The organism is Ruegeria sp. AK11 (genome assembly GCF_056541095.1).
Map to the genome: position 1 here is coordinate 444,279 of NZ_JBQFXU010000001.1, position 20,588 is coordinate 464,866.

18 protein-coding genes are annotated in these 20,588 nt (G+C 57.6%); 8 read left to right on the plus strand and 10 right to left on the minus strand.

Annotated elements, in window-relative coordinates; translation table 11 throughout:
- Positions 1-52: 52 nt before the first annotated feature.
- From xylB to ACR0D9_RS02295, 3 genes are read left to right on the plus strand one after another with little or no spacing between them, the layout of a single operon-like run.
- Positions 53-1,510, plus strand: coding sequence for a xylulokinase (xylB, locus tag ACR0D9_RS02285; protein ID WP_480537523.1), 1,458 nt, complete (start codon positions 53-55; stop codon positions 1,508-1,510).
- Positions 1,510-2,457, plus strand: a complete 948-nt coding sequence (locus tag ACR0D9_RS02290; RefSeq protein WP_480537524.1) for an aldose epimerase family protein — start codon at positions 1,510-1,512, stop codon at positions 2,455-2,457. Before xylB ends, ACR0D9_RS02290 begins: the two co-directional genes overlap by 1 nt.
- Positions 2,454-3,752 (plus strand): cytochrome-c peroxidase, encoded by a 1,299-nt coding sequence (locus tag ACR0D9_RS02295; RefSeq protein ID WP_480486101.1) that lies wholly within the window; start codon positions 2,454-2,456, stop codon positions 3,750-3,752. Before ACR0D9_RS02290 ends, ACR0D9_RS02295 begins: the two co-directional genes overlap by 4 nt.
- Here the strand turns inward: ACR0D9_RS02295 and ACR0D9_RS02300 are convergent, their stop codons facing one another.
- Positions 3,753-5,264 (minus strand): CRTAC1 family protein, encoded by a 1,512-nt coding sequence (locus ACR0D9_RS02300; RefSeq protein ID WP_480481615.1) that lies wholly within the window; start codon positions 5,262-5,264, stop codon positions 3,753-3,755.
- Positions 5,254-6,471: an ROK family transcriptional regulator gene (locus tag ACR0D9_RS02305; protein ID WP_480537525.1), complete on the minus strand. Its 1,218-nt coding sequence runs from the start codon at positions 6,469-6,471 to the stop codon at positions 5,254-5,256. Before ACR0D9_RS02305 ends, ACR0D9_RS02300 begins: the two co-directional genes overlap by 11 nt.
- 152 nt (positions 6,472-6,623) lie before the next feature.
- Between ACR0D9_RS02305 and xylF the strand changes: the two genes are divergently transcribed.
- From xylF to ACR0D9_RS02330, 5 genes are all read left to right on the plus strand, one after another.
- Positions 6,624-7,643, plus strand: coding sequence for a D-xylose ABC transporter substrate-binding protein (gene xylF, locus ACR0D9_RS02310; protein WP_267364640.1), 1,020 nt, complete (start codon positions 6,624-6,626; stop codon positions 7,641-7,643).
- A gap of 76 nt (positions 7,644-7,719) precedes the next feature.
- Positions 7,720-9,018, plus strand: coding sequence for a sugar ABC transporter permease (locus ACR0D9_RS02315; RefSeq protein ID WP_267364641.1), 1,299 nt, complete (start codon positions 7,720-7,722; stop codon positions 9,016-9,018).
- Positions 9,018-9,815, plus strand: coding sequence for an ATP-binding cassette domain-containing protein (locus tag ACR0D9_RS02320; protein ID WP_480481611.1), 798 nt, complete (start codon positions 9,018-9,020; stop codon positions 9,813-9,815). The genes ACR0D9_RS02315 and ACR0D9_RS02320 overlap by 1 nt, the downstream gene beginning before the upstream one ends.
- Before the next feature lie 10 nt (positions 9,816-9,825).
- Positions 9,826-11,133, plus strand: a complete 1,308-nt coding sequence (gene xylA / locus ACR0D9_RS02325) for a xylose isomerase (RefSeq protein ID WP_480486094.1) — start codon at positions 9,826-9,828, stop codon at positions 11,131-11,133.
- 197 nt (positions 11,134-11,330) lie between these two features.
- Positions 11,331-12,686, plus strand: a complete 1,356-nt coding sequence (locus tag ACR0D9_RS02330) for an MATE family efflux transporter (protein ID WP_480481692.1) — start codon at positions 11,331-11,333, stop codon at positions 12,684-12,686.
- Positions 12,687-12,695: 9 nt separating this feature from the next.
- Here ACR0D9_RS02330 and ACR0D9_RS02335 read toward each other — a convergent pair whose 3' ends face one another.
- The 8 genes from ACR0D9_RS02335 to ACR0D9_RS02370 all read right to left on the minus strand — a co-directional run bounded on the left by ACR0D9_RS02335 (position 12,696) and on the right by ACR0D9_RS02370 (position 20,237).
- Complete coding sequence (locus tag ACR0D9_RS02335) at positions 12,696-13,793, minus strand: M56 family metallopeptidase (RefSeq protein WP_480486090.1); 1,098 nt, start codon at positions 13,791-13,793, stop codon at positions 12,696-12,698.
- Positions 13,780-14,175 (minus strand): BlaI/MecI/CopY family transcriptional regulator, encoded by a 396-nt coding sequence (locus ACR0D9_RS02340; protein ID WP_209504337.1) that lies wholly within the window; start codon positions 14,173-14,175, stop codon positions 13,780-13,782. Before ACR0D9_RS02340 ends, ACR0D9_RS02335 begins: the two co-directional genes overlap by 14 nt.
- Before the next feature lie 65 nt (positions 14,176-14,240).
- A complete protein-coding gene (locus ACR0D9_RS02345) occupies positions 14,241-14,645 on the minus strand; it encodes a DUF2160 domain-containing protein (RefSeq protein WP_480486089.1) in 405 nt (134 codons plus the stop codon).
- Positions 14,646-14,653: 8 nt separating this feature from the next.
- Entirely contained in the window at positions 14,654-15,451 is a 798-nt protein-coding gene (locus ACR0D9_RS02350; protein ID WP_155139158.1) for a carbohydrate ABC transporter permease, read from the minus strand.
- A complete protein-coding gene (locus tag ACR0D9_RS02355) occupies positions 15,448-16,311 on the minus strand; it encodes a carbohydrate ABC transporter permease (RefSeq protein WP_209595792.1) in 864 nt (287 codons plus the stop codon). The genes ACR0D9_RS02350 and ACR0D9_RS02355 overlap by 4 nt, the downstream gene beginning before the upstream one ends.
- On the minus strand, positions 16,308-17,384 hold the full coding sequence (locus tag ACR0D9_RS02360; RefSeq protein WP_480486087.1) for an ABC transporter ATP-binding protein: 1,077 nt from the start codon (positions 17,382-17,384) through the stop codon (positions 16,308-16,310). The genes ACR0D9_RS02355 and ACR0D9_RS02360 overlap by 4 nt, the downstream gene beginning before the upstream one ends.
- Before the next feature lies 1 nt (position 17,385).
- Entirely contained in the window at positions 17,386-18,435 is a 1,050-nt protein-coding gene (locus ACR0D9_RS02365; RefSeq protein WP_480481603.1) for an ABC transporter ATP-binding protein, read from the minus strand.
- Between the two features lie 62 nt (positions 18,436-18,497).
- Positions 18,498-20,237, minus strand: a complete 1,740-nt coding sequence (locus ACR0D9_RS02370) for an ABC transporter substrate-binding protein (protein WP_480476378.1) — start codon at positions 20,235-20,237, stop codon at positions 18,498-18,500.
- Positions 20,238-20,588: the final 351 nt, after the last annotated feature.

The window sequence follows — 20,588 nt, forward strand, 5'->3', positions numbered from 1 at the left end:
AAAACTGGGTTTCTGTTGCCTCAGTATTGCGGCTTACAAATGGGAGGAGCAGGTGTATCTCGGTCTTGATTTGGGGACGTCAGGTCTTCGGGGAATTGTGGTCAGTGAAGACGGTGACGTCGTTGCCGAGGCCGAAGCGAGCGTGAACACATCGACACCGCATCCGGGCTGGTCAGAGCAGGAACCTGCGGATTGGGTTGAAGCGTGTCAAAAGGTCGTTGCCCAGTTGCAGGGGCAAAACAGCGCTGCGTTTTCGGCAGTGCGGGGCATAGGTCTGAGCGGGCATATGCATGGCGCAACGCTTCTGGACCGAAATGGTAGCGTATTGAGGCCCTGTGTCCTTTGGAACGACACAAGGTCTGCCCGTGAAGCTGCCGAACTGGATGCGCTTTCCGCGATGCGATCGATCACCGGAAACATCGTTTTTCCCGGCTTCACTGCGCCCAAGCTGGAATGGATGCGCAGGCATGAACCTGACGTTTTTGAAAAAACCTCCAAAGTCTTGCTCCCCAAAGACTATTTACGCTTCTGGCTGACCGGAGAATACATAAGTGAAATGTCCGACAGCGCGGGTACAGCGTGGTTGGACGTCGGACGTCGGAAATGGTCGGAAACAGCGCTTGAGCTCAGCCACATGCGTCGGGATCAGATGCCCGAACTGGTCGAAGGCAGCGCCGTCGGGGGCGAGCTGAGGGCGGAGATATTGCAGCACTGGGGCCTGACCGGACCCGTAGTCGTTGCGGGCGGGGCAGGCGACAACGCCGCGGCTGCCTGTGGTATAGGAAGTATCGCCGAAGGCCGCGGTTTTCTATCGCTGGGAACGTCCGGTGTGCTGCTGGTTGCCAAGGACAGTTACGCGCCCGCACCGGAAACGGCGGTTCACTGCTTCTGCCACGCGGTGCCGGAGCGCTGGATCCAAATGGGCGTCATCCTGTCGGCGACCAACAGCCTGAACTGGCTGTCCCGGAATCTCGGCCAATCCGTTGGTGCACTCGCATCGGCGTTGCCGGATACCGTCACCGGGCCGTCGAAGACCAAGTTCCTGCCATATCTGTCGGGGGAACGTACCCCTCATAATGACAGCGCTATCCGGGGGGCGTTTATGGGGCTGGATATTGCGTCGGATCCAGAGGATCTTGCACAGTCCGTGATGGAAGGTGTCTCGTTCGCGCTGCGAGATTGCCTTGAGGCCCTCAGGAGCACGGGAACCAAGCCTGAAAGCCTGATGGTCGTCGGTGGGGGCGCACGATCCCGTTTCTGGGTCGAGACGCTGGCAACTGTTCTGAACATCCCGCTTGCCTTGCCTAAAGGCAGTGAATTCGGAGCCGCCATAGGCGCGGCACGCCTTGCTGCCTGTGCAGTAAAAGATGCAGACCCGGCGGAACTCATGACATCGCCAGAAATCTCTGAAATTGTTCAGCCGCGCGCGGGGTTATTCGACGCCTATGAGGCTGAATATCAAAGATACCGCCAGTTTTATGCGGCACTATCCCCCTTGTCTGCGCCATGATGAAGGGCGTCACTTCCCTACCCATCGAACAGGTTGTTCTGGAAGATGGTGCGATGTCGGTTTCCCTGCTGAGCTATGGGGCGATCACACAAGGGTGGTGGATCGGTGAAACGCCCTTGATCCTGGGCTATCCAAACCCGCAGGAATACTTGGCGGACCCGTATTACATAGGTGCAATCGTGGGTCGCGTCGCCAATCGGATCGGTGGCGCAAAGTTTAATATGCGGGATGCCGCTTATCGCTTGACGGCGAATGAGGGGGAAAACACGCTGCATGGCGGTGCGCTCGGGCTGTCGCGCAGCCACTGGATTATCAGGAAGACCAAGTCGAACCGTGCGGTTCTGTCCTTGACGTCACCTGACGGCGCTGACGGTTTTCCCGGAGAAATCAGGTTCGTGATTCATGTCGAGCTGGCTTTTCCACGGCTGACTTACACGATCACCGCATGGCCGGACCGGCCTACGCCGATCAGCATTGCGCAGCACAATTACTATACTCTTGGGTGCCAAAGCGGTATTCTTGGCAACCGTTTGACCCTGAATTCCAAGCGGGTACTGGAACTGGACGACAGCTCCATTCCGACAGGCGTCGTGAATGAGATCGAAAACCAAGGGCTGGATTTCTCATCCGTGCGCGTTATCGGTGATGAGGGGCGTGGCCTTGACCACTACTTCGTGTTTGAAGAGGCGGGCAAATTAAATCGACCGGTTGCAACGGTTGAAACACCGTCAGGTTTGCGCATGAATGTTTACTCTGATCAGCCCGGCGCGCAGGTCTATTCCGCGTCGTACCTGTCTGATCCTTTCACACCATGCGCAGGGCTTTGCATTGAGCCTTCCGGTTACACGGACGCTGTGAACCACCCCTTGTTTCCGTCCGTCATCTATTCTCCGGACCGTCCGTATAAACAAGTTCTGACGTTGGAAATCCCAGAGGATCAGGTATGAAAGTTGCGATATCGGTATACGCTCTAGCCCTTTGCGTGACACTACAGGCGGCGCAGGCGCAAGACCTCGGGCCGCTTCCTCAATTTGTAGAACCGGATCTTGCCAAGGTCGAACTGGGGCAGTTGCTGTTTTACGACCCGATCCTGTCGGGGAACAAAAACATCAGCTGCGCCACTTGCCATCATCCTAAACTGGGAACGTCAGATGCGCTGTCTCTGGGTATCGGCGAGGGCGGTGTGGGGCTGGGGGCCGCGCGCAGGCTTGATCAGGAAAACAGGCCCGAGCAGCGCATTCCCCGAAATGCACCAGGGCTGTGGAACCTTGGGGCGCTGGAATTCACCACCTTCTTTCATGACGGGCGTCTTGAGGCAGACCCGTCCCAGCCTGACGGGTTCCGAACGCCCTTGGGCACAGATATGAGGCCGGGCTTCCAATCTGCACTGGCCGCGCAAGCAATGTTCCCGGTCTTGTCGGCTGACGAAATGGCCGGCCACTATTCGGAAAACGAAGTGAGCAAAGCCGTACGTCTTGGTTTGCTGACCCAAAAGGACGGCGCATGGGACCTTATCGCGGCGCGTGTTGCCGCAATCCCGGAATACAGGGCGCGCTTTGACCAGCTCGCGCCCGGAGAAGAGATTACTTTTACCGCAATCGCCAATATCATTGCCGATTTCATCGCCTTTGAATGGCGCGCTGACAACAGCCTGTTTGATCGCGCGATGCAGGGGAAAGAAGCGCTGCCCGAGCAGGCACAGATGGGGCTCGACCTTTTTTACGGCAAAGCCGGGTGCAGCACCTGCCATTCCGGCTGGTTCCAGACGGATCATGGATTTCATTCTATCGCCATGCCGCAAATCGGGCCGGGAAAAGCCGCCCGGTTCGAGAACCATGTTCGCGATGACGGGCGATTGCGTGTGACGGGCAATGCGGATGACGCCTTCACATTTCGCACGCCATCCTTGCGCAATGTGACCCTTACGGCACCCTATGGTCACAACGGAGCTTACGCGCGGCTTGAAGATGTTGTCCGTCATCATCTGGATCCGGTCGCAGCTTTGCGCAGCTATTCGGTCGAAAAAGCAGCGTTGCCAGAGTTTCCGGGCGCGGAAGATCAAAAAGCCTTGCTCGACCCCACGCTGACCGAGGCGATTGCAGTGTCGAATGATCTGGCCCCAATCAGCCTGAGTAATGATGAAGTAAACGCCATTTTGAGCTTTCTCAGCACATTGCTAGACCCGGCGGTCCGGCTGGGTGTGCCAGCGCATGTTCCCAGCGGTTTGCCCGTTGATCAATGATCAGCGGTCGATGCGAAGCACTTGGTTGCTTCTGAAGGTCTGCCAATCACCAACCGTGCCGTCTGGCCAGATAACCCGCAGCTCCAGTTCGTCCGCGTTGCCCAGACCAAAGTGGTGAAGCCCAGAGATGCCACTTGCGTGACCACCGCCAATGGTCACTTCCCGCGTTTGGACTCTGTCGGAGGTTTTGACTTCGATGAAGCTGCCGACAGCTGCGCGGTTGGGACGATCCTGGCCAAGATCAACCTGAACCCAGTTTCCAAGCTGTTGTTCGTTCTGAAATATCTCAAGCTCTGACCCGCGATTGACCACCACCAGATCAAGTGATCCATCCCCATTCAGGTCGGCCAAGGCCCCACCGCGGGACTTGCCCATGGAGGCGACACCCGCCGCTGAGGCAGCTTCGAAAAACTGGCCATTTGCGGATTGCAGCAACAGGTTGTTGGGGTCGGTTTGCGCCGCATCGGGCATCTGTTCGACATTGCCCTTGGCGACAAATATGTCGTCGCGCCCGTCGTTATTGACGTCGCCGAACTGCGCATGCCAGCCGGTTGAGGGGCGACCATCGCCACCAACATGCGGCCTGTGCGCCGTTGTCCCCCGGTCATAAGTCGCGTCGCGCCATGTCGGTCCCTCGGCCGTGGGATCAAAGATCTGAAACTTCTGGTCCCCCATCGAGGTCAGGTAAACATCAGGAAAGCCGTCCCCTGATACATCCCTTGATGCAATCCCCATGCCCCAGATCGAATAGGGCAGCCACCCATCTTCCGGCGCGTAAAGGCGTGGCGTGTCTTCCATAGCCCAAAGCTGCTCTTGCCCGCCGCGCACATAGTAATGGCGGTCGTTACTGACACGCAGGTCCGCGCGCCCGGTGCGCGCCCAGTCGGAAAACAGAATGGACAAGGAACAATGGCCCGGCACCAGGTGGAGAGGCGGGCCATAGGCCGTCCCTTCGGGGCGATACAAAAGCGTCGGCCCGCAGGCTTCAAACGGGCCATCGGGATTGGTTCGGTCGACATATGTTCCAAAAGCCAGTGTCGGCAGGGATTGACCGCTTTCCCAAGTGGCGGAAAAACCGGTGGTCCAGTGATCCTGAGACTGGAAATTCAACGAGGTGAACGGTTCGAATGCGCAATTCGCCTTGCCACGCAACAAAACGTCTTCGCCAACGCGTAAAACCGCCAAGTCCACAAATCCGTCCCCGTCGATATCCACTGGGTAGGCGCCGGTCACGCCGGTCAGGGATAGCGCGCTTGGCGTTTCTGGCCGAAAACTGACATTGGGTCCTGATGTGTTGACAAACAATTGCGCCGGATTGGTTCCCCCTGCGGCAAACAGCTCGGGCCGATCATCGCCGTTGCAATCGAAAACGGCGACGCCTCCGCCGACGAAGTGCTCCCATCCTCCGTCGTAAACATGGCTGGGGACGTCGATACTGTGAAACTGCGGCAGGCTGATGTCAGCCATGGCGGCAGACGCTGTCGCTAGCAGGATCGTCAGTTCAACTCGCATTTTCCGCCAGTTCCCTGACTTTCAGGATCGAGACTTGTTCGATCCCATAGGCTGCTGCCCCTTTTGCCCACATTGAATCCCCCCAATGGTTTACGTTGATTTCAGGCAGTGGCGCGTCAACGCTGACGACACCGTTTTTGATACGGGTCATCACTGCCTCAGAATGCAGGTATTCAAAGCTCCCTCGGGTGCCGGACAGGATGATACATTCCGGATCGAACAGATTGATCAAGTTGGAAAGCCCCATTCCAAACATCTGTCCAGCGCGGGACAGAACTGAAATGGACCGGGCATCACCGGATTGGGCGGCGGCGTGAATATCAGCAAGAGTGTGCGGGTCAGTAGCCTGGCTGGCAATGGTTGCCTCGCGGATCAGGGCATATTCCCCAACATAAGCTTCAAGGCATCCGCGTTGCCCGCACTGACATAACGCGCCATCCAGTTGAACTTTGACATGCCCGAATTCCGCGCCGCAACCGCGCTCGCCGCGATATAGCTTGCCATCCAACACAATGCCCAGACCAATGCCGTGTTCTATCGTGACAACCAGAAAGTTCTTCAGCCCTTTGCCAAGCCCGAAAAGCTGTTCGGCCTTTGCAACCAGATTGGCGTCATTCTCGATAAACGCAGGGCAGGGGAGCACTTGGGACAGAAGCGGGCTCAGATCCACATTGCGCACTGTCAGCGAAGATGACCAATGTACAAAATTCCGCTCTGCGTCGACCAGTCCGGCAATTCCGATGCAGACGCCGGAAACCTCTGTCAGGGACCTGCTTGCAGAGGTGCAGGCCTGTTCCAGCGCCGCGTATATCTTTTTTGCAAAAGACTCCGGGGCCATCCGGGCTTCTTCCAGCGGATGAGTGTAAGAGGTGATCTCAGTGCCTTCAAAATCGACCAGGATGACTGAAATCTGGTGCCGGGCCACTTTCACACCGGCAATCAGGTGACTTCCGCCATGCAGTTTCAGCAACACACGTGGTCTGCCGCGGCGCGCGGATTTTGACGGTGTTTCGCTTTCGATTTCCTGAATCAAACCAGCTGAAAGCAGGTCTGACGTTGCCGCTGTCACTGTCGCCGGGCTGGTCTCAAGAGCGCTTGCAATGTCGATCCGCGATATCGATCCGGTCGATCGGATTTGTTCCAGCACGCGCAAACGGGTGATGTTTCGTTGATCCGTAGCGTTTGAAGAAACCTTGCTTTTCAGCATCCTGCCCTCGCGAATCTGATGATTTCCCAAGCGTAAGCGGTTTTTCTTCTTTCGGGTAGCATAAATATTTTACTGACTGAAATAAATATGCTACTCAGAATTGTGAGAGCCACGAATCATGAAGCGATGGCTCGATAAACCGGGAGGAAATCATGAAACGAATTCTCAGCGCTTCTGCTGTGGCCGTCCTGATGGGGACGGTTGCGTTTGCAGAAACCACGGTCGGTGTCAGCTGGTCGAACTTCCAGGAAGAGCGCTGGAAAACCGACGAAGCGGCAATCAAAGCCGCGCTTGAGGCGGGCGGTGCCGAATATATTTCGGCAGATGCGCAATCGTCGTCGGCCAAGCAGTTGTCGGATATTGAAAGTCTGATCGCCCAGGGCGTTGATGCGCTGATCATTCTGGCGCAGGATTCCCAGGCCATCGGTCCAGCTGTTCAGGCAGCGGCCGACGAAGGTATCCCAGTCATCGCGTATGACCGTCTGATCGAAGATGATCGGGCCTTCTACCTGACCTTTGACAATGTCGAAGTCGGTCGTATGCAGGCGCGCGCGGTGTTCGACGCCATGCCCAAGGGCAACTATGTGATGATCAAGGGCTCGCCCACCGACCCGAACGCGGATTTCCTGCGCGGTGGTCAGCAGGAGATCATTCAGGGCGCTGTTGACAGTGGTGACATTGTGATCGTGGGCGAAGCCTATACCGACGGCTGGCTGCCTGCGAACGCGCAGCGCAACATGGAACAGATCCTGACCGCCAACGAAAACAAAGTTGATGCTGTGGTCGCGTCAAATGACGGAACCGCAGGCGGTGTAGTTGCTGCACTGACCGCACAAGGTATGGACGGCATTCCGGTGTCGGGTCAGGATGGCGACCATGCGGCGCTGAACCGGGTGGCCAAAGGCACGCAAACCGTTTCGGTCTGGAAAGACGCACGTGAGCTGGGCAAGGCCGCAGGTGAAATCGCGGTCGCGCTGAGCGGTGGAACGGCTGCGGCGGACGTCGAAGGCGCGGTCAGTTGGACTTCGCCCGGTGGGACTGAGATGACGTCTGTCTTCCTGGCGCCTGTGCCGATCACAAAAGACAACCTTTCCGTTGTGGTCGATGCTGGCTGGATTCCGCTGGAAGACCTGTGCCAGGGCGTCGAAAACGGCCCTGCACCCTGCAACTGAGTCAAGTCTCCAAACCATAACGTCTCTGGCCCGCAAGGTCGGGCCAGAGACCATAGCTGAACATGAAAGATCGGATATGACCGAAACTTCGTCTCAGCCGGTACCCCAAAAAGCAAAGGCCAACCTGTTCCAGCAACTGGAACTGGACATGCGGCTATTGGGCATGATCGGCGCCTTTATCATCCTTTGCATCGGCTTCAACATCGTAACGGATGGCCGTTTTCTGACGCCCAGAAACCTGTTCAACCTGTCGATCCAGACCGTCTCGGTCGCGATAATGGCCTGCGGCATGGTGTTCATTATCGTGATGCGCCACATTGATCTTTCGGTCGGCGCGCTGCTGGCGACCACATCCGCCGTCATGGCGATGACACAAACCGAGCTTTTGCCGAACGTGCTGGGGTTAGGTTTAAATCACCCGGCGACTTGGGCAATCACCCTTGTTGTCGGTCTCGCAGTCGGAACCTTGATCGGCGCATTCCACGGTTGGATGGTAGGCTATCTGACGATACCGGCCTTTATCGTGACGCTTGGCGGTTTTCTGGTCTGGCGCAACGTCGCCTGGTACATGACAGACGGCCAGACAATCGGCCCGCTGGACAGCACGTTCCTGATATTTGGCGGAACCAACGGGACGTTGGGAACAACGGTCAGCCTTCTGTTCGGCCTTGCCGCCACCGCTATTGCGGTCTGGGCGTTGTGGAGCGGACGCCGCTCCAAGGCTGCCCATGGGTTCCCTGTGAAACCGGTTTGGGCCGAAACAACTTTGGCAGGGATCATTGGCATCGCCATTATGGGCTATGTCTTGATCGTCAACAGTTACTCGATCCCCACACGCAGGCTGGAACGTATGTTCGAAGCGCGGGGCGAGACCATGCCTGAAGGGCTTGTTGTGGGTTACGGTATCCCGATCTCGGTTCTGATCCTGATCCTTGTTGCAGTAACCTTGACTGTTGTGGCCCGCAAAACCCGATTTGGCCGCTATATCTTTGCCACGGGGGGCAACCCGGATGCGGCGGAACTGTCGGGCATCAATACCCGCATGATGACCGTCAAGATCTTTGCGCTGATGGGGTTCCTGTGTGCGCTGTCGGCGGTCGTGGCCTCGGCCCGTCTGGCCAACCACTCGAACGATATCGGCACATTGGATGAGCTTCGCGTGATTGCTGCGGCCGTGATCGGCGGCACCGCCTTGTCCGGCGGTATTGGTACGATCTACGGCGCGATCCTAGGCGCGCTGATCATGCAGGCGCTGCAATCGGGCATGGCCATGGTTGGCGTGGACGCACCCTTTCAGAACATCGTCGTGGGCACCGTTCTGGTTTTGGCCGTCTATATCGACATCGTCTATCGCAAACGTCTGGGAGCGAAATGATGCAAGCACAAGAAACACAGAACCAAACTTCGGGCCGTGGGTCCGGCCAGCCTCCGCTTGTCGAAATGCGCGATATCTCGATTTCGTTCGGCGGCATCAAGGCGGTGGACCGTGTCTCGGTCGACTTGTACCCGGGCGAGGTTGTGGGCCTTCTGGGCCACAACGGGGCCGGTAAATCTACGCTGATCAAGGTGCTTTCGGGTGCCTATCAGAAGGACCACGGAGAGATCCTGATCGACGGCAAGAGGGTTGAGATCAACAACCCCCGCGATGCGCGTGCAAACAATATCGAGACGATCTATCAGACGCTGGCCTTGGCGGACAATCTGGATGCAAGTTCGAACCTTTTCCTGGGGCGGGAGATGGTCACGCCCTTCGGGTTGGTCAACGATGCCGCGATGGAGGCCGAATGCCGCAAGATCATGGCACAGTTGAACCCGAACTTTCAGAAGTTCAATGACCCGGTCTCGGCGCTGTCCGGCGGTCAGCGGCAGTCGGTGGCCATCGCGCGTGCGGTGTACTTCAACGCGCGTATCCTGATCATGGACGAGCCCACAGCCGCGCTTGGCCCACACGAAACACAGATGGTGGCGGACCTGATCCAGCAGCTCAAGGCGCAGGGGATCGGGATTTTCCTGATCGACCACGACGTGCATGCAGTGATGGAGTTGTGCGACCGGGCTTCGGTCATGAAAAACGGGCAACTGGTTGGCACTGTCGACATCGCCGATGTCACGGATGACGATCTGTTGTCGATGATCATTTTGGGCAAGAAGCCCGGCGAAAAGACGGAATGAGGTAAACGAGATGACGAGCGGTTTCTTTCAGGGGATCGAGCAGGTCCAGTTCGAGGGCGAGAACAGTAAGAACCCGCTCGCATTCCGTCACTACAACCCGGACGAGATCGTGATGGGTAAGCGCATGGAGGATCACCTGCGTTTTGCCGTGGCGTGGTGGCACTCGTTTGCCTGGGAAGGCGGGGATCCGTTTGGTGGCTCGACTTTTGAACGTCCATGGCATCCGCAAGATGACATGGGCCGCGCTAAAATGAAGGCCGATGTTGCCTTTGAGATGTTCGAGATCATTGGTCAGCCCTATTTCTGCTGGCATGACGCGGATATCCGTCCCGAACAGGGCAATTTTGCAGAAAACCTGCGAACGCTGAATGAGATCACTGACTATATCGGTGAAAAGATGCAGGTTTCCGGAACCAAGCTGTTGTGGGGCACAGCCAACATGTTCAGCCACCGTCGCTGGATGGGGGGTGCCAGCACCAACCCCGACCCTGATGTCTTTGCATTTGCCGCCGCAACGGTGAAATCCTGTTTGGACGCGACCCACAAGCTGGGCGGCGAGAACTATGTGCTTTGGGGCGGGCGCGAGGGCTACGAGACGCTGCTCAATACCGACATGAAGGCTGAACTGGATCATATGGGCCGGTTCCTGAACATGGTGGTCGAGTACAAGCACAAGATCGGCTTCAAAGGCACGATCCTTGTAGAACCCAAACCGCAGGAGCCGTCCAAGCATCAATATGATTTCGATGCGGCAACCTGCATCGGTTTCCTGCGCAAGTACGGCCTTGAGGATGAGGTCAAGCTGAACCTGGAACAAGGGCACGCAATCCTGGCAGGACACAGCTTTGAACATGAGATCGCTGTTGCCTCGGCCGAAGGTATGCTTGGATCCATCGACATGAACCGGAACGACTACCAGTCCGGGTGGGATACGGATCAGTTCCCCAACAACACGCCCGAGGTTGCGTTGGCCTATTATCACATCCTGAAAGCGGGCGGGTTTACCACGGGTGGTACCAATTTCGATGCCAAGCTTCGCAGGCAATCCATCGATGCCGAAGACCTGATCGCGGCGCATGTGGGCGGGATGGATATCTGCGCCCGGGGCCTGAAGGCGGCAGCTGCGATGCTTGAAGATGGTGGTCTGGAACAGGCGCTGGCCGACCGGTATGCAGGCTGGAAAACGCCTAAAGCTCTGGCGATGCTAACCTCTGGCCTCGACGAGATTGCAGCGCGGGTACTTGCCGAAGACCTCAATCCTCAGCCACGCTCGGGGCGTCAGGAAGTGCTTGAGAACTACGTGAACCGCTTTGTGTAATTCCGGTCGGCTGAGCCTGAACTGAAATATTCGGTGTACAAAGCCCCGGAAACGCGTGAGTTTACTTAGGCGTTGTCCGGGGCTTTCCCTTGTCGAACGCAGTGGCATCATGGGCCCGTCCGGGTCGCGCAGGTGGGACGACCAAAGACTTGGTGGAAAAATCGGCAGGTAAGGCAATCTTTCTAAGTGGCAACCTGATGCTACATGTGACGCGCATGTCGCTGACCACGAGCATTGGATTGATGGCGATATTTGCTGTCGATTTTGTCGATATGGTCTTTATCTCGATGCTGGGCAACGACGCGCTGGCCGCAGCGGTAGGTTATGCCGGGACGCTGCTGTTTTTCACCAACGCAATCAATATCGGTCTGTCGATTTCTGCCGGGGCGCTGGTCGCGCGTGAGTTGGGCGGCGGGCGGGCCGAACAGGCAAGGCAATACGCATCCAGTGTCGCCGTTCTGGGGCTGATCGTCGGGTTGGTTACCTCTGTTCTGGTGTTGCTGAACGTCAGCTTTCTGTTGTCGCTGCTTGGCGCAGAAGGCGAGGTTTTGCGGCTGGCGACGCGCTATGTGTCGATCATTCTGCCGACCATGTGGGTGATGTCGATTGCGATGGCGGCGATGGCTGTGCTGCGCGCGCACGGCGATGCGCGCCGATCAATGATGGCAACGATTTACGGCGGCGTTGTGAATGCAGTTCTTGACCCGATTTTGATCTTTGCCGTCGGGCTGGGGTTGGATGGGGCCGCGATAGCCTCGGTCCTGGCGCGGCTATGTATGTTAGGCGCAGCATTGTGGCCCGCGCTGCGGGTGCATCAGGGATTTGCACGCCCATCGCTGAAACAGGTGGCACAGGATTTTCGGCCCGTGCGGGCCATCGCAATCCCTGCCGTTCTGACGAATGTCGCCACGCCGATCGGGAATGCCATCGTAGTGCGGGAAATTGCACAGTTTGGAACGGATGCGGTTGCGGGCATGGCGGTGATTGGGCGGCTGTTGCCGGTGGCGTTTTCGGTCATCTTTGCGCTGTCCGGCGCGATAGGGCCAATCATCGGGCAGAATTTCGGGGCAGAAAAATTTGATCGCGTGCGTGCCGCGTTTTTGGCCGGGATCAAGTTCACCGCAATCTACGTTCTTTGCATGTCGGCCATTTTGTTTTTACTGCGTTCGCCAATTGCGAATTTGTTCGCAGCCCAGGGGGAAACGCGCGTACTGATTTATCTGTTCTGCGGCCCGCTGGCATTGGCTTCGTTCTTCAACGGTGTGATTTTTGTGACAAATGCCAGTTTCAACAATCTGGGCCATCCGGTCTATTCCACATGGATAAACTGGGGTCGTCACACTATTGGCACATGGGTGTTTGCCATGATTGGCTCACAAATCGCCGGGGCCTCGGGCGTTCTGCTGGGTCAGGCTTTTGGGGGCGTCATCTTTGCTGTCATAGGATGGGTTCTTGTCGCGCGCGTAGTGGCACGGCTGGAACGCGTGCAAACGCCCGAGCCTTTTGCCGATCAGGGGCGGCTTCACTCGCTGTTCGGGCGTCGCGGCTGGTAAGCGATCAGGTCAGTTCCCCTGATTGCGCGCTTCCAGCCGTTCCAGGTTGACCACTGTCGACAGCATCAGGCGGTCATGGCTCCAATCCCGTGTCTGCTGGATTGAGGCCGACCCCAGAGCCAAAAGCGCACCAAAGATCAGCGTCATTCCAAGGAACACTGCCGGTAGGGCAGGTACCGATGGCTGAACATCGGTCAGCGCGATTACACGTTGCCGCAACACGCGTTTTGCCTTGCCGCCTGTCACAAAGGCAACATTCAGAACGCGTGGGCTGTTGGTTGAGATTGTCCGGGCGCAATAGTCCAGCAGGCACGCCGTGTATTCCCGCGCATCAATCCGTTTGCGCGCAACAACCGACTGGTCGCAGGCCAACTCGCGCAGCCGGCCGAACTGATACTTGAGCATCAGATAGGCGGGGTTCCAGAACAACAGCGGACGCAGCAGCTCAAACCCCAGTTCCCATTCGACGTCACCCGTACGGATATGCTGAAACTCGTGGGCAAGTGCAAAACGCAACTCGCGCGGGGTGTCCAGCAGATGGCTGGGCAGAACGACGTGGCGGCGGCGAAGTCCTCGCACGGCAAAGGGCACAGTGATGCGATCGGAAAGTCGAATATCCACCTTGGCGGACCGCCGCCAAAGAAAACTGGAATTGACAGTCTGACGGATCGTCATTGCGTCCCGCAAGGCACGCGCAGCGTACACGGCTGCGATACAGGCAAGTATGGCGGCAACGAGGGTGATCACAGGCTGCTGTCCGGACAATGCCAGATCAACCCACCTTTCGCGGGTGTTCAGCAGTGCTTCGAACTGCGTGGCAGGCATTGCGATGTCACCGCGCAGATAGGCTGCAACGGCGATATCACCAAGGGCCACGACACTGCCCGGCCAAGCGTATGTCGCCAGCGACGACACGCAAACCGCGAGAAACGGACTGGCAAGAACACAGATGCACAAGGTCTTGAGCGCCCGCAACTGTGCGACATAGCCATTGCGCAGGGCGGTGCGGCTTAGGGCCGTGCGGGTCACCAGCCAGATCACCGCCGAAAAGGCCAGCACGATGTTGAGTTCGATGAATGCGTCGAGAACCGGTCTAACCGCTGTCATTTTGCAGTCTCCTCTCTACCAGTGCTCGAATTTCCTCCAGGTCGGCTTCGCTCAGCCCCGCGTCGTCGACCAGCCGCGCCACCAGTGTGGCGGGGGTGTCGTCGAAAAGCGTGCGCGACAGATTTTGAAGCGAACGGGCCTGATATCTGTCCTTTTCCAGAAGCGGCGTATAGATCAGGGTCTTTCCCGACTTGTGGCTTTCCACAAAACCCTTCTCGTCCAGAATGCGCAGGATCGTGGCCCCGGATGTATAGGCCAGGTTGCGTTCTGACGGCAGGCGGTCCAGGACATCACGCACCGAGCCTTGCCCGAGGGCCCAGAGCTCGTTCATGAACTCCAGTTCGACCTCGGTCAGCAGATTTGTTGTCTTTTTCTTTCGCATTGGTCTCGGTGTCGTCATGGTTAGTATGCCTGACAGACAAGCATCCTTTCGCGATTTCTCAAAGTCTAAACTTTCCAGAAAACAAAAACGCCCCAGCCAATGGACAGGAACAGCGGTGTCCAGACGGGTTGCCCGACCAGCCCAAGCCACGCCAGGAAAATATATGCGGACCCCAGAAGGGTGATGAACAGGCGATCCCCCAGTGTGGTTGTCAGCCCCAGAACCCCGCGCCGTTCAATTCCGTCGCGGAATTTGAAGCCTTCCAGCAAGCCAATGCATGCTATGGCCGAGAAGATACCGACAAACACGGCCAGCGTGGCAGGTGTCCATGCCATCCAGAAATCGGGCCACAGGGGGTCCGTCCACGAGAACCCTTTTTCGGCCTCCTGTCCGACATTGCCCCATCCGGCCTTGGCCTGGGCAAAGGCTGCTGAGGGCAAGAAGGGCAGGGTGAGAAGCAGTTTTCGCATGTTGAACCTCACACACGTCCCATCGCGAAGCCACGCGCGATGTAGTTGCGAACAAACCAGATGACGATGGCACCGGGGATGATGGTCAGGGTGCCCGCGGCGGCCAGCAGCCCCAATTCGTACCCGGCACTGGATGCTGTGCGGGTCATCACGGCAGCGATGGGTTTGGCCTCAACCGCGGTCAGGGTCTTGGCCAGCAGCATTTCTACCCATGAGAACATGAAGCAGAAGAACGCCGCGACACCGACACCTGCCTTGATGTTGGGCAGAAAGATCGTCACGAAGAAACGCGGGAACGAATATCCATCCACATAGGCGGTTTCATCCAGCTCCTTTGGGATGCCACGCATGAAGCCTTCCAGGATCCACACCGCCAGTGGCACGTTGAACAGAGTATGGGCCAAAGCCACGGCCAGATACGTGTCGAAAAGGTGGATCGACGAATAAAGCTGGAAGAATGGCAGGGCGAACACGGCCGCCGGAGCCATACGGTTGGTCAACAGCCAGAAGAACAGCTGCTTGTCACCGAGGAACCGATAGCGTGAGAACGCATAAGCCGCAGGCAGGGCAACGCAGACGGAAAGCACTGTGTTCAGAGTCACATAGGTAATCGAGTTGATGTAACCCCAGTACCAGGTTGGGTCTGTGAAGATGGTGATATAGTTTTCCAGCGTAAAAGTCTGGGGAAACAGGGAAAAGCCCGACAGGATCTCGTTCGTTGTCTTGAAGGACATCGCCACCAGCCAATAGATCGGCAGCATCAGGAACGCGATATAGAGGATCGGGATGATGGACCGCTTTTTCATTCTGCGTCGTCCTTTGTCATCAGAGTGTAGAAGAGCCACGACACCAGCAGAGTGATGGCGAAGTAGATCAGGCTCATCGCTGCCGCCGGGCCAAGGTCGAACTGTCCCAGCGCGATTTTCACAAGGTCAATCGACAGCAGGGTGGTCGAGTTGCCGGGACCACCCCCGGTCAGAACAAAGGGCTCGGTATAGATGTTGAAACTGTCCATAAACCGCAGCAAAACCGCGATGGTCAGAACCGTCTTCATCTTGGGCAACTGGATGTAACGAAACACCGACCATGGGCTGGCGCCGTCGATCTTGGCGGCCTGATAATAGGCGTCGGGGATCGAGACGAGGCCGGCATAGCACAGCAGCACGACCAGCGAGGTCCAGTGCCAGACGTCCATGACGATAACGGTTATCCAAGCCGACAGCGGCTGTTGCGTCATGTCATAGTTGATGCCCAGCACGTCATTCAGGAAATATCCCAGCAATCCGATCTTGGGCAGGGTGAAGATGTTCCACATCGAGCCAACCACATTCCAAGGGATCAGCATCGGCAGAGCCATAAGCACCAGACAGACCGGCACCCAGAACCCTTTGCGCGGCATCGACAGGGCGACGATGATGCCCAGCGGAACCTCGATCAGCAGGATAAGGAAGGTGAATAGGAATTGCCGACCAAGTGCTGCCTGAAACCGGTCGGATCGCAGGATCTGTTCGAACCAGCCCAAACCTTCCCAGAAGAACTGGTTGTTGCCGAAGGTTTCCTGCACCGAGTAGTTGACCACCGTCATCATGGGCACCAGCGCGTTGAACGCCACCAGTGCAAGAACGGGCAGGACAAAGAACCATGCTTTTTGGTTTTCCGTTCTCATTGCGCCCGCTCCTGAGTTGCGATCCAGCCGTCGCGGTAGACGCGGGATTGTTCGGGTTTGAATTGCAAGAAGACCTGTGATCCCGGTTCCGGTACACTGTGTTCGGTCACAACCTTGAGGGCGGTGTTGCCGACCACGGCGCTAACCACATAGTGGCGGCCGATATCGGCGACCTTGGTCACATGTGCCGGAATGCCGGTGTCGCCGAAACCTACATATTCCGGGCGGATACCCAGATCGGTGCGGCCGCCGTCACCATGTGTGGGACCTTCCAGCATGACCTCGTGCCCTTCAAAAACGGCGCGGTCGCCTTTGGCTTCACATGGAAGGACGTTCATGCCCGGCGAGCCGATGAAATGGCCGACAAATGTGTGCTGTGGCCGTTCGAAAAGTTCGACCGGCGTTCCGATCTGAACCACTTCACCGTCCTGCATTACCACCACTTCGTCGGCGAAGGTCAGCGCCTCGGTCTGGTCGTGTGTCACGTAGATCATGGTTGCCTGCACGCGCTGATGCAGCTCTTTCAGCTTGGAGCGCAGTTTCCATTTCAGGTGCGGGTCGATCACGGTCAGCGGTTCATCAAACATCACCGCATTCACGTCGTCGCGAACAAGGCCGCGACCCATCGAGATCTTCTGTTTGTTGTCCGGGCTCAGACCTGACGCGCGGGTGTTCAGCATGTCCGTGACGTCCAGCATCTCGGCGATTTCCAGAACGCGACGCTTGATGGTTTCGGCGTCGACACCCCGGTTCTTCAACGGGAAGGCCAGGTTTTCGCCCACGGTCATCGTGTCGTAGATCACCGGGAACTGAAAGACCTGCGCGATGTTGCGTTGGTCCGGGGGCAGGGCGGTGACGTCCTGATCATCGAACATTATCCGACCTTCCGAGGGGGTAAGAAGACCGGATATGATGTTCAGCAGCGTGGACTTGCCACAACCTGACGGCCCCAACAGCGCATAGGCCCCGCCATCGCGCCACGTGACGTCGATTTCCTTCAGCGCATAGTCCTCGGGGCCTTTTGGTGACGGCATATAGCTGTGTCGAAGGTTTGAAAGCTTGATCTGTGCCATGTCAGGCCACCCTTTTGCCGTCATGGCTGAAATACCGGCAATGCGCCGGGTTCATATAGAAACTGTGATCTTCGCCGACCTGATAGGGATGCACACCAGCGGCGAGTGAAACCCAGGCTTCGTCACCATGCTGGAAATGCGCGCTGGAATCCGAACCTGACAGTTCGGTCACGATCACACGTCCGGTCAGTTCGACATCGGCGTCAGACGTACGAAATGGCGTCACGCGATGAGGGCGAACGGCGATCATATATTCCCCGTCGGCCATGCCCGAGGCTGCCCAGCCGACATTGCCTGCCAATTGCGCCCGGGCGCTGGAAACAGTGATACGGGCCACATTGATAGGCGGGTCCGAGAATACACGCGCCGCGGCGATGTTTTCCGGATTGCGATAGATGTCGGTGGTTGGGCCGAACTGGGTCACGCGGCCGTCTTCCATCAGCGCGGTGTAGCCTCCCAGCAGCAATGCCTCTTCAGGCTCCGAGGTGGCGTAGACAACGACGGCCCCGCGACCAGCGAACAGATCGGGCAGTTGTTCGCGCAACTCTTCGCGCAGTTTATAATCAAGGTTCGCCAGCGGCTCATCCAGGAAGACGGCGCGGCTTTCTTTTGCGATGGCACGCGCCAGCGCGGTTCGTTGTTGTTGCCCGCCCGACAGCTCGTGTGGGCGGCGGTGCAGCATGGGGCGCAGTTGCAGCAGATCGGCGGCCTCTTCCACGCGGCCATCGATCTCCGATTTAGCCATGCCAGCCACGCGCAGGGGCGAGGCGATATTGTCGAATACAGTCATATGCGGGTAGTTCACGAAGAACTGGTGCACCAGACTGATCTGCCGCTTTTGCGTGTTCAACCGTGTCACGTCCTGCCCGTCCATCAGGACCTTGCCCGAGGCGATCGGGTCCAACCCGGCCATCATTTTGATCAGTGACGTTTTTCCGGAACCTGTCGCGCCCAATAGCACGTTGAAATGGCCGGTTTGCAGCGTCAGGTTGGTTGGCTTGATATGGATGACGTTGCCGACCCGTTTGGTCGCGTCTTGAAGTTCGATCATCTGGGAAACTCGCGGGGCATTCAGTGGTAGGCCGGGCTTTAGCCCGGCCTACGATGTTGCATTTACTGGGACTGCCAGCGCTTAACCAGTTCGTCATAGTTGACGGTCTGGCCCTGCGGCTTTTCGTTTTCCAGCTTGGCCTTGGGCGAACCCGCTTTTTCCAGCCAGAATGCGTCGTCCTGCGGTTCATTCAATCGCGGGCCACAGCCACCGTAGACACCGGCGCTTTCATCCGCGGCCTGCATACGGGCCATGGTGATGTCCATCTCTTCGGCCAGACGGTCCATCGCCTCTTGCGGTGTGAAGGCGCCCGAGTTCACGTCACCGATCTGCTGCCACCAGATCTGGGCCAGCTTTGGATAGTCCGGTACGTTGATGCCGGTTGGCGACCATGCCACGCGGTCAGGCGAGCGATAGAATTCGACCAGTCCACCCAGCTTGGATGCGCGTTCCGTGAACGACTCGTGATTGACCGAGCTGTCGCGGATGAAGGTCAGACCCACATGGGACTTCTTCACATCAACAGTCTTGGACGTCACGAACTGAGCATAAAGCCAGGCTGCCTGCGCACGATCCGAGGGGGTCGATTTCAGGAACGTCCAGGAACCCACGTCCTGATAGCCAACCTTCTGGCCTTCTTCCCAGTAGGGGCCGTGCGGGCTGGGCGCCATCCGCCACAGCGGCGTGCCTTCGTCATCCACGGTGTTGTTGCCTTCGGACTTCGGCTTCACCATGTCGGCGGTAAAGGCGGTGTACCAGAAAATCTGCTGGGCCACGTTGCCCTGGCTCAGTGCCGGCAGCGACTGATAGAAGTCATAAGACGCCGCACCCGGAGGCGCGTAGGCCCGCAGCCATTCGTCCCATTTGCGGATCGCATAGACCGCAGCCGGACCGTTTGCAGCACCACCGCGCGACACCGAGGCGCCGACCGGGTTACAGGTGCCCGCTTCCATGCGGATGCCCCATTCGTCAACCGGAATACCATTCGGCTCGCCCTTGTCACCAGCACCGGCCATCGAAAGCCAGGCGTCGGTCATGCGCCAGCCAAGGTCGGGCGCGCGCTTGCCGTAGTCCATGTGGCCGTAGATCGCAACGCCGTCGACTTCTTTCACGTCATTGGTGAAGAACTCGGCGATGTCTTCATAGGCCGACCAGTTGACCGGAACGCCCAGATCATAGCCGTATTTCTCTTTGAACGCGGCCTTGTTGGCCTCGTCATCGAACCAGTCCTTGCGGAACCAGTAAAGGTTCGCAAACTGCTGGTCGGGCAGCTGATACAGCTTGCCGTCCGGCCCGGTGGTGAACTGAATGCCCATGAAGTCATCCAGATCGATTGTCGGCGAGGTTGTCGCCGCCCAGTCGCCGCCCATCATGTCGGTCAGCGGATAGGCCAGTTGCAGACGCGAGTGGGTACCAATCAGGTCACTGTCGTTGACATAGCCGTCATACAGGTTCCGACCTGTCTGCATCTGGGTCTGAACAGCCTGGACCACTTCGCCTTCGCCAAGGATCTGGTGATTGACCTTGATGCCGGTGATTTCTTCAAACGCCTTGGTCAGAACCTCCGACTCGTAGGAATGCGTCGGAATACCTTCGGACAGGACGTTGATTTCCATGCCAGCGTAGGGCTGTGCAGCTTGGATAAACCATTGCATCTCGGCCATCTGTTCGTCTTTCGACAAGGTCGATGGCTGGAATTCGTCGTCGATCCAACGTTGTGCTGCGGCTTCGTCGGCCCAAGCGGACCCGTGCCCCGCAATGACGGCAGCCGCCGCCACTGCGGAAAGTAGATGTCTCCGCATCTGTCTCCTCCCAAAAATTATGGTTCTCCGGCGGGAACCGGATGCAGAACAGCATCAGCGATTTTTTGCGTATGTGTCAAACTAAATTTTTAGTAATTGACGTTCAGGCACTCCGGAGCCGCATGAATTGAATTTGTTTCCACCGCTGTAAATGATTGTAACTATATAATTATGTTATCGAAATTTCAAAATTTCTCCGCGAGGGAAATAGGGAACTCCACTGAGACCTATTGCAAGCAAGAGATGACAGAGGGTGCGTTGAATTGCATCCGCGTTGCGAGAGGCATGGACACTGATCCGGCACTCGTGAGAAGTCAGGCAAACCAGCTTCCCGGATCATTACTGCTGAAA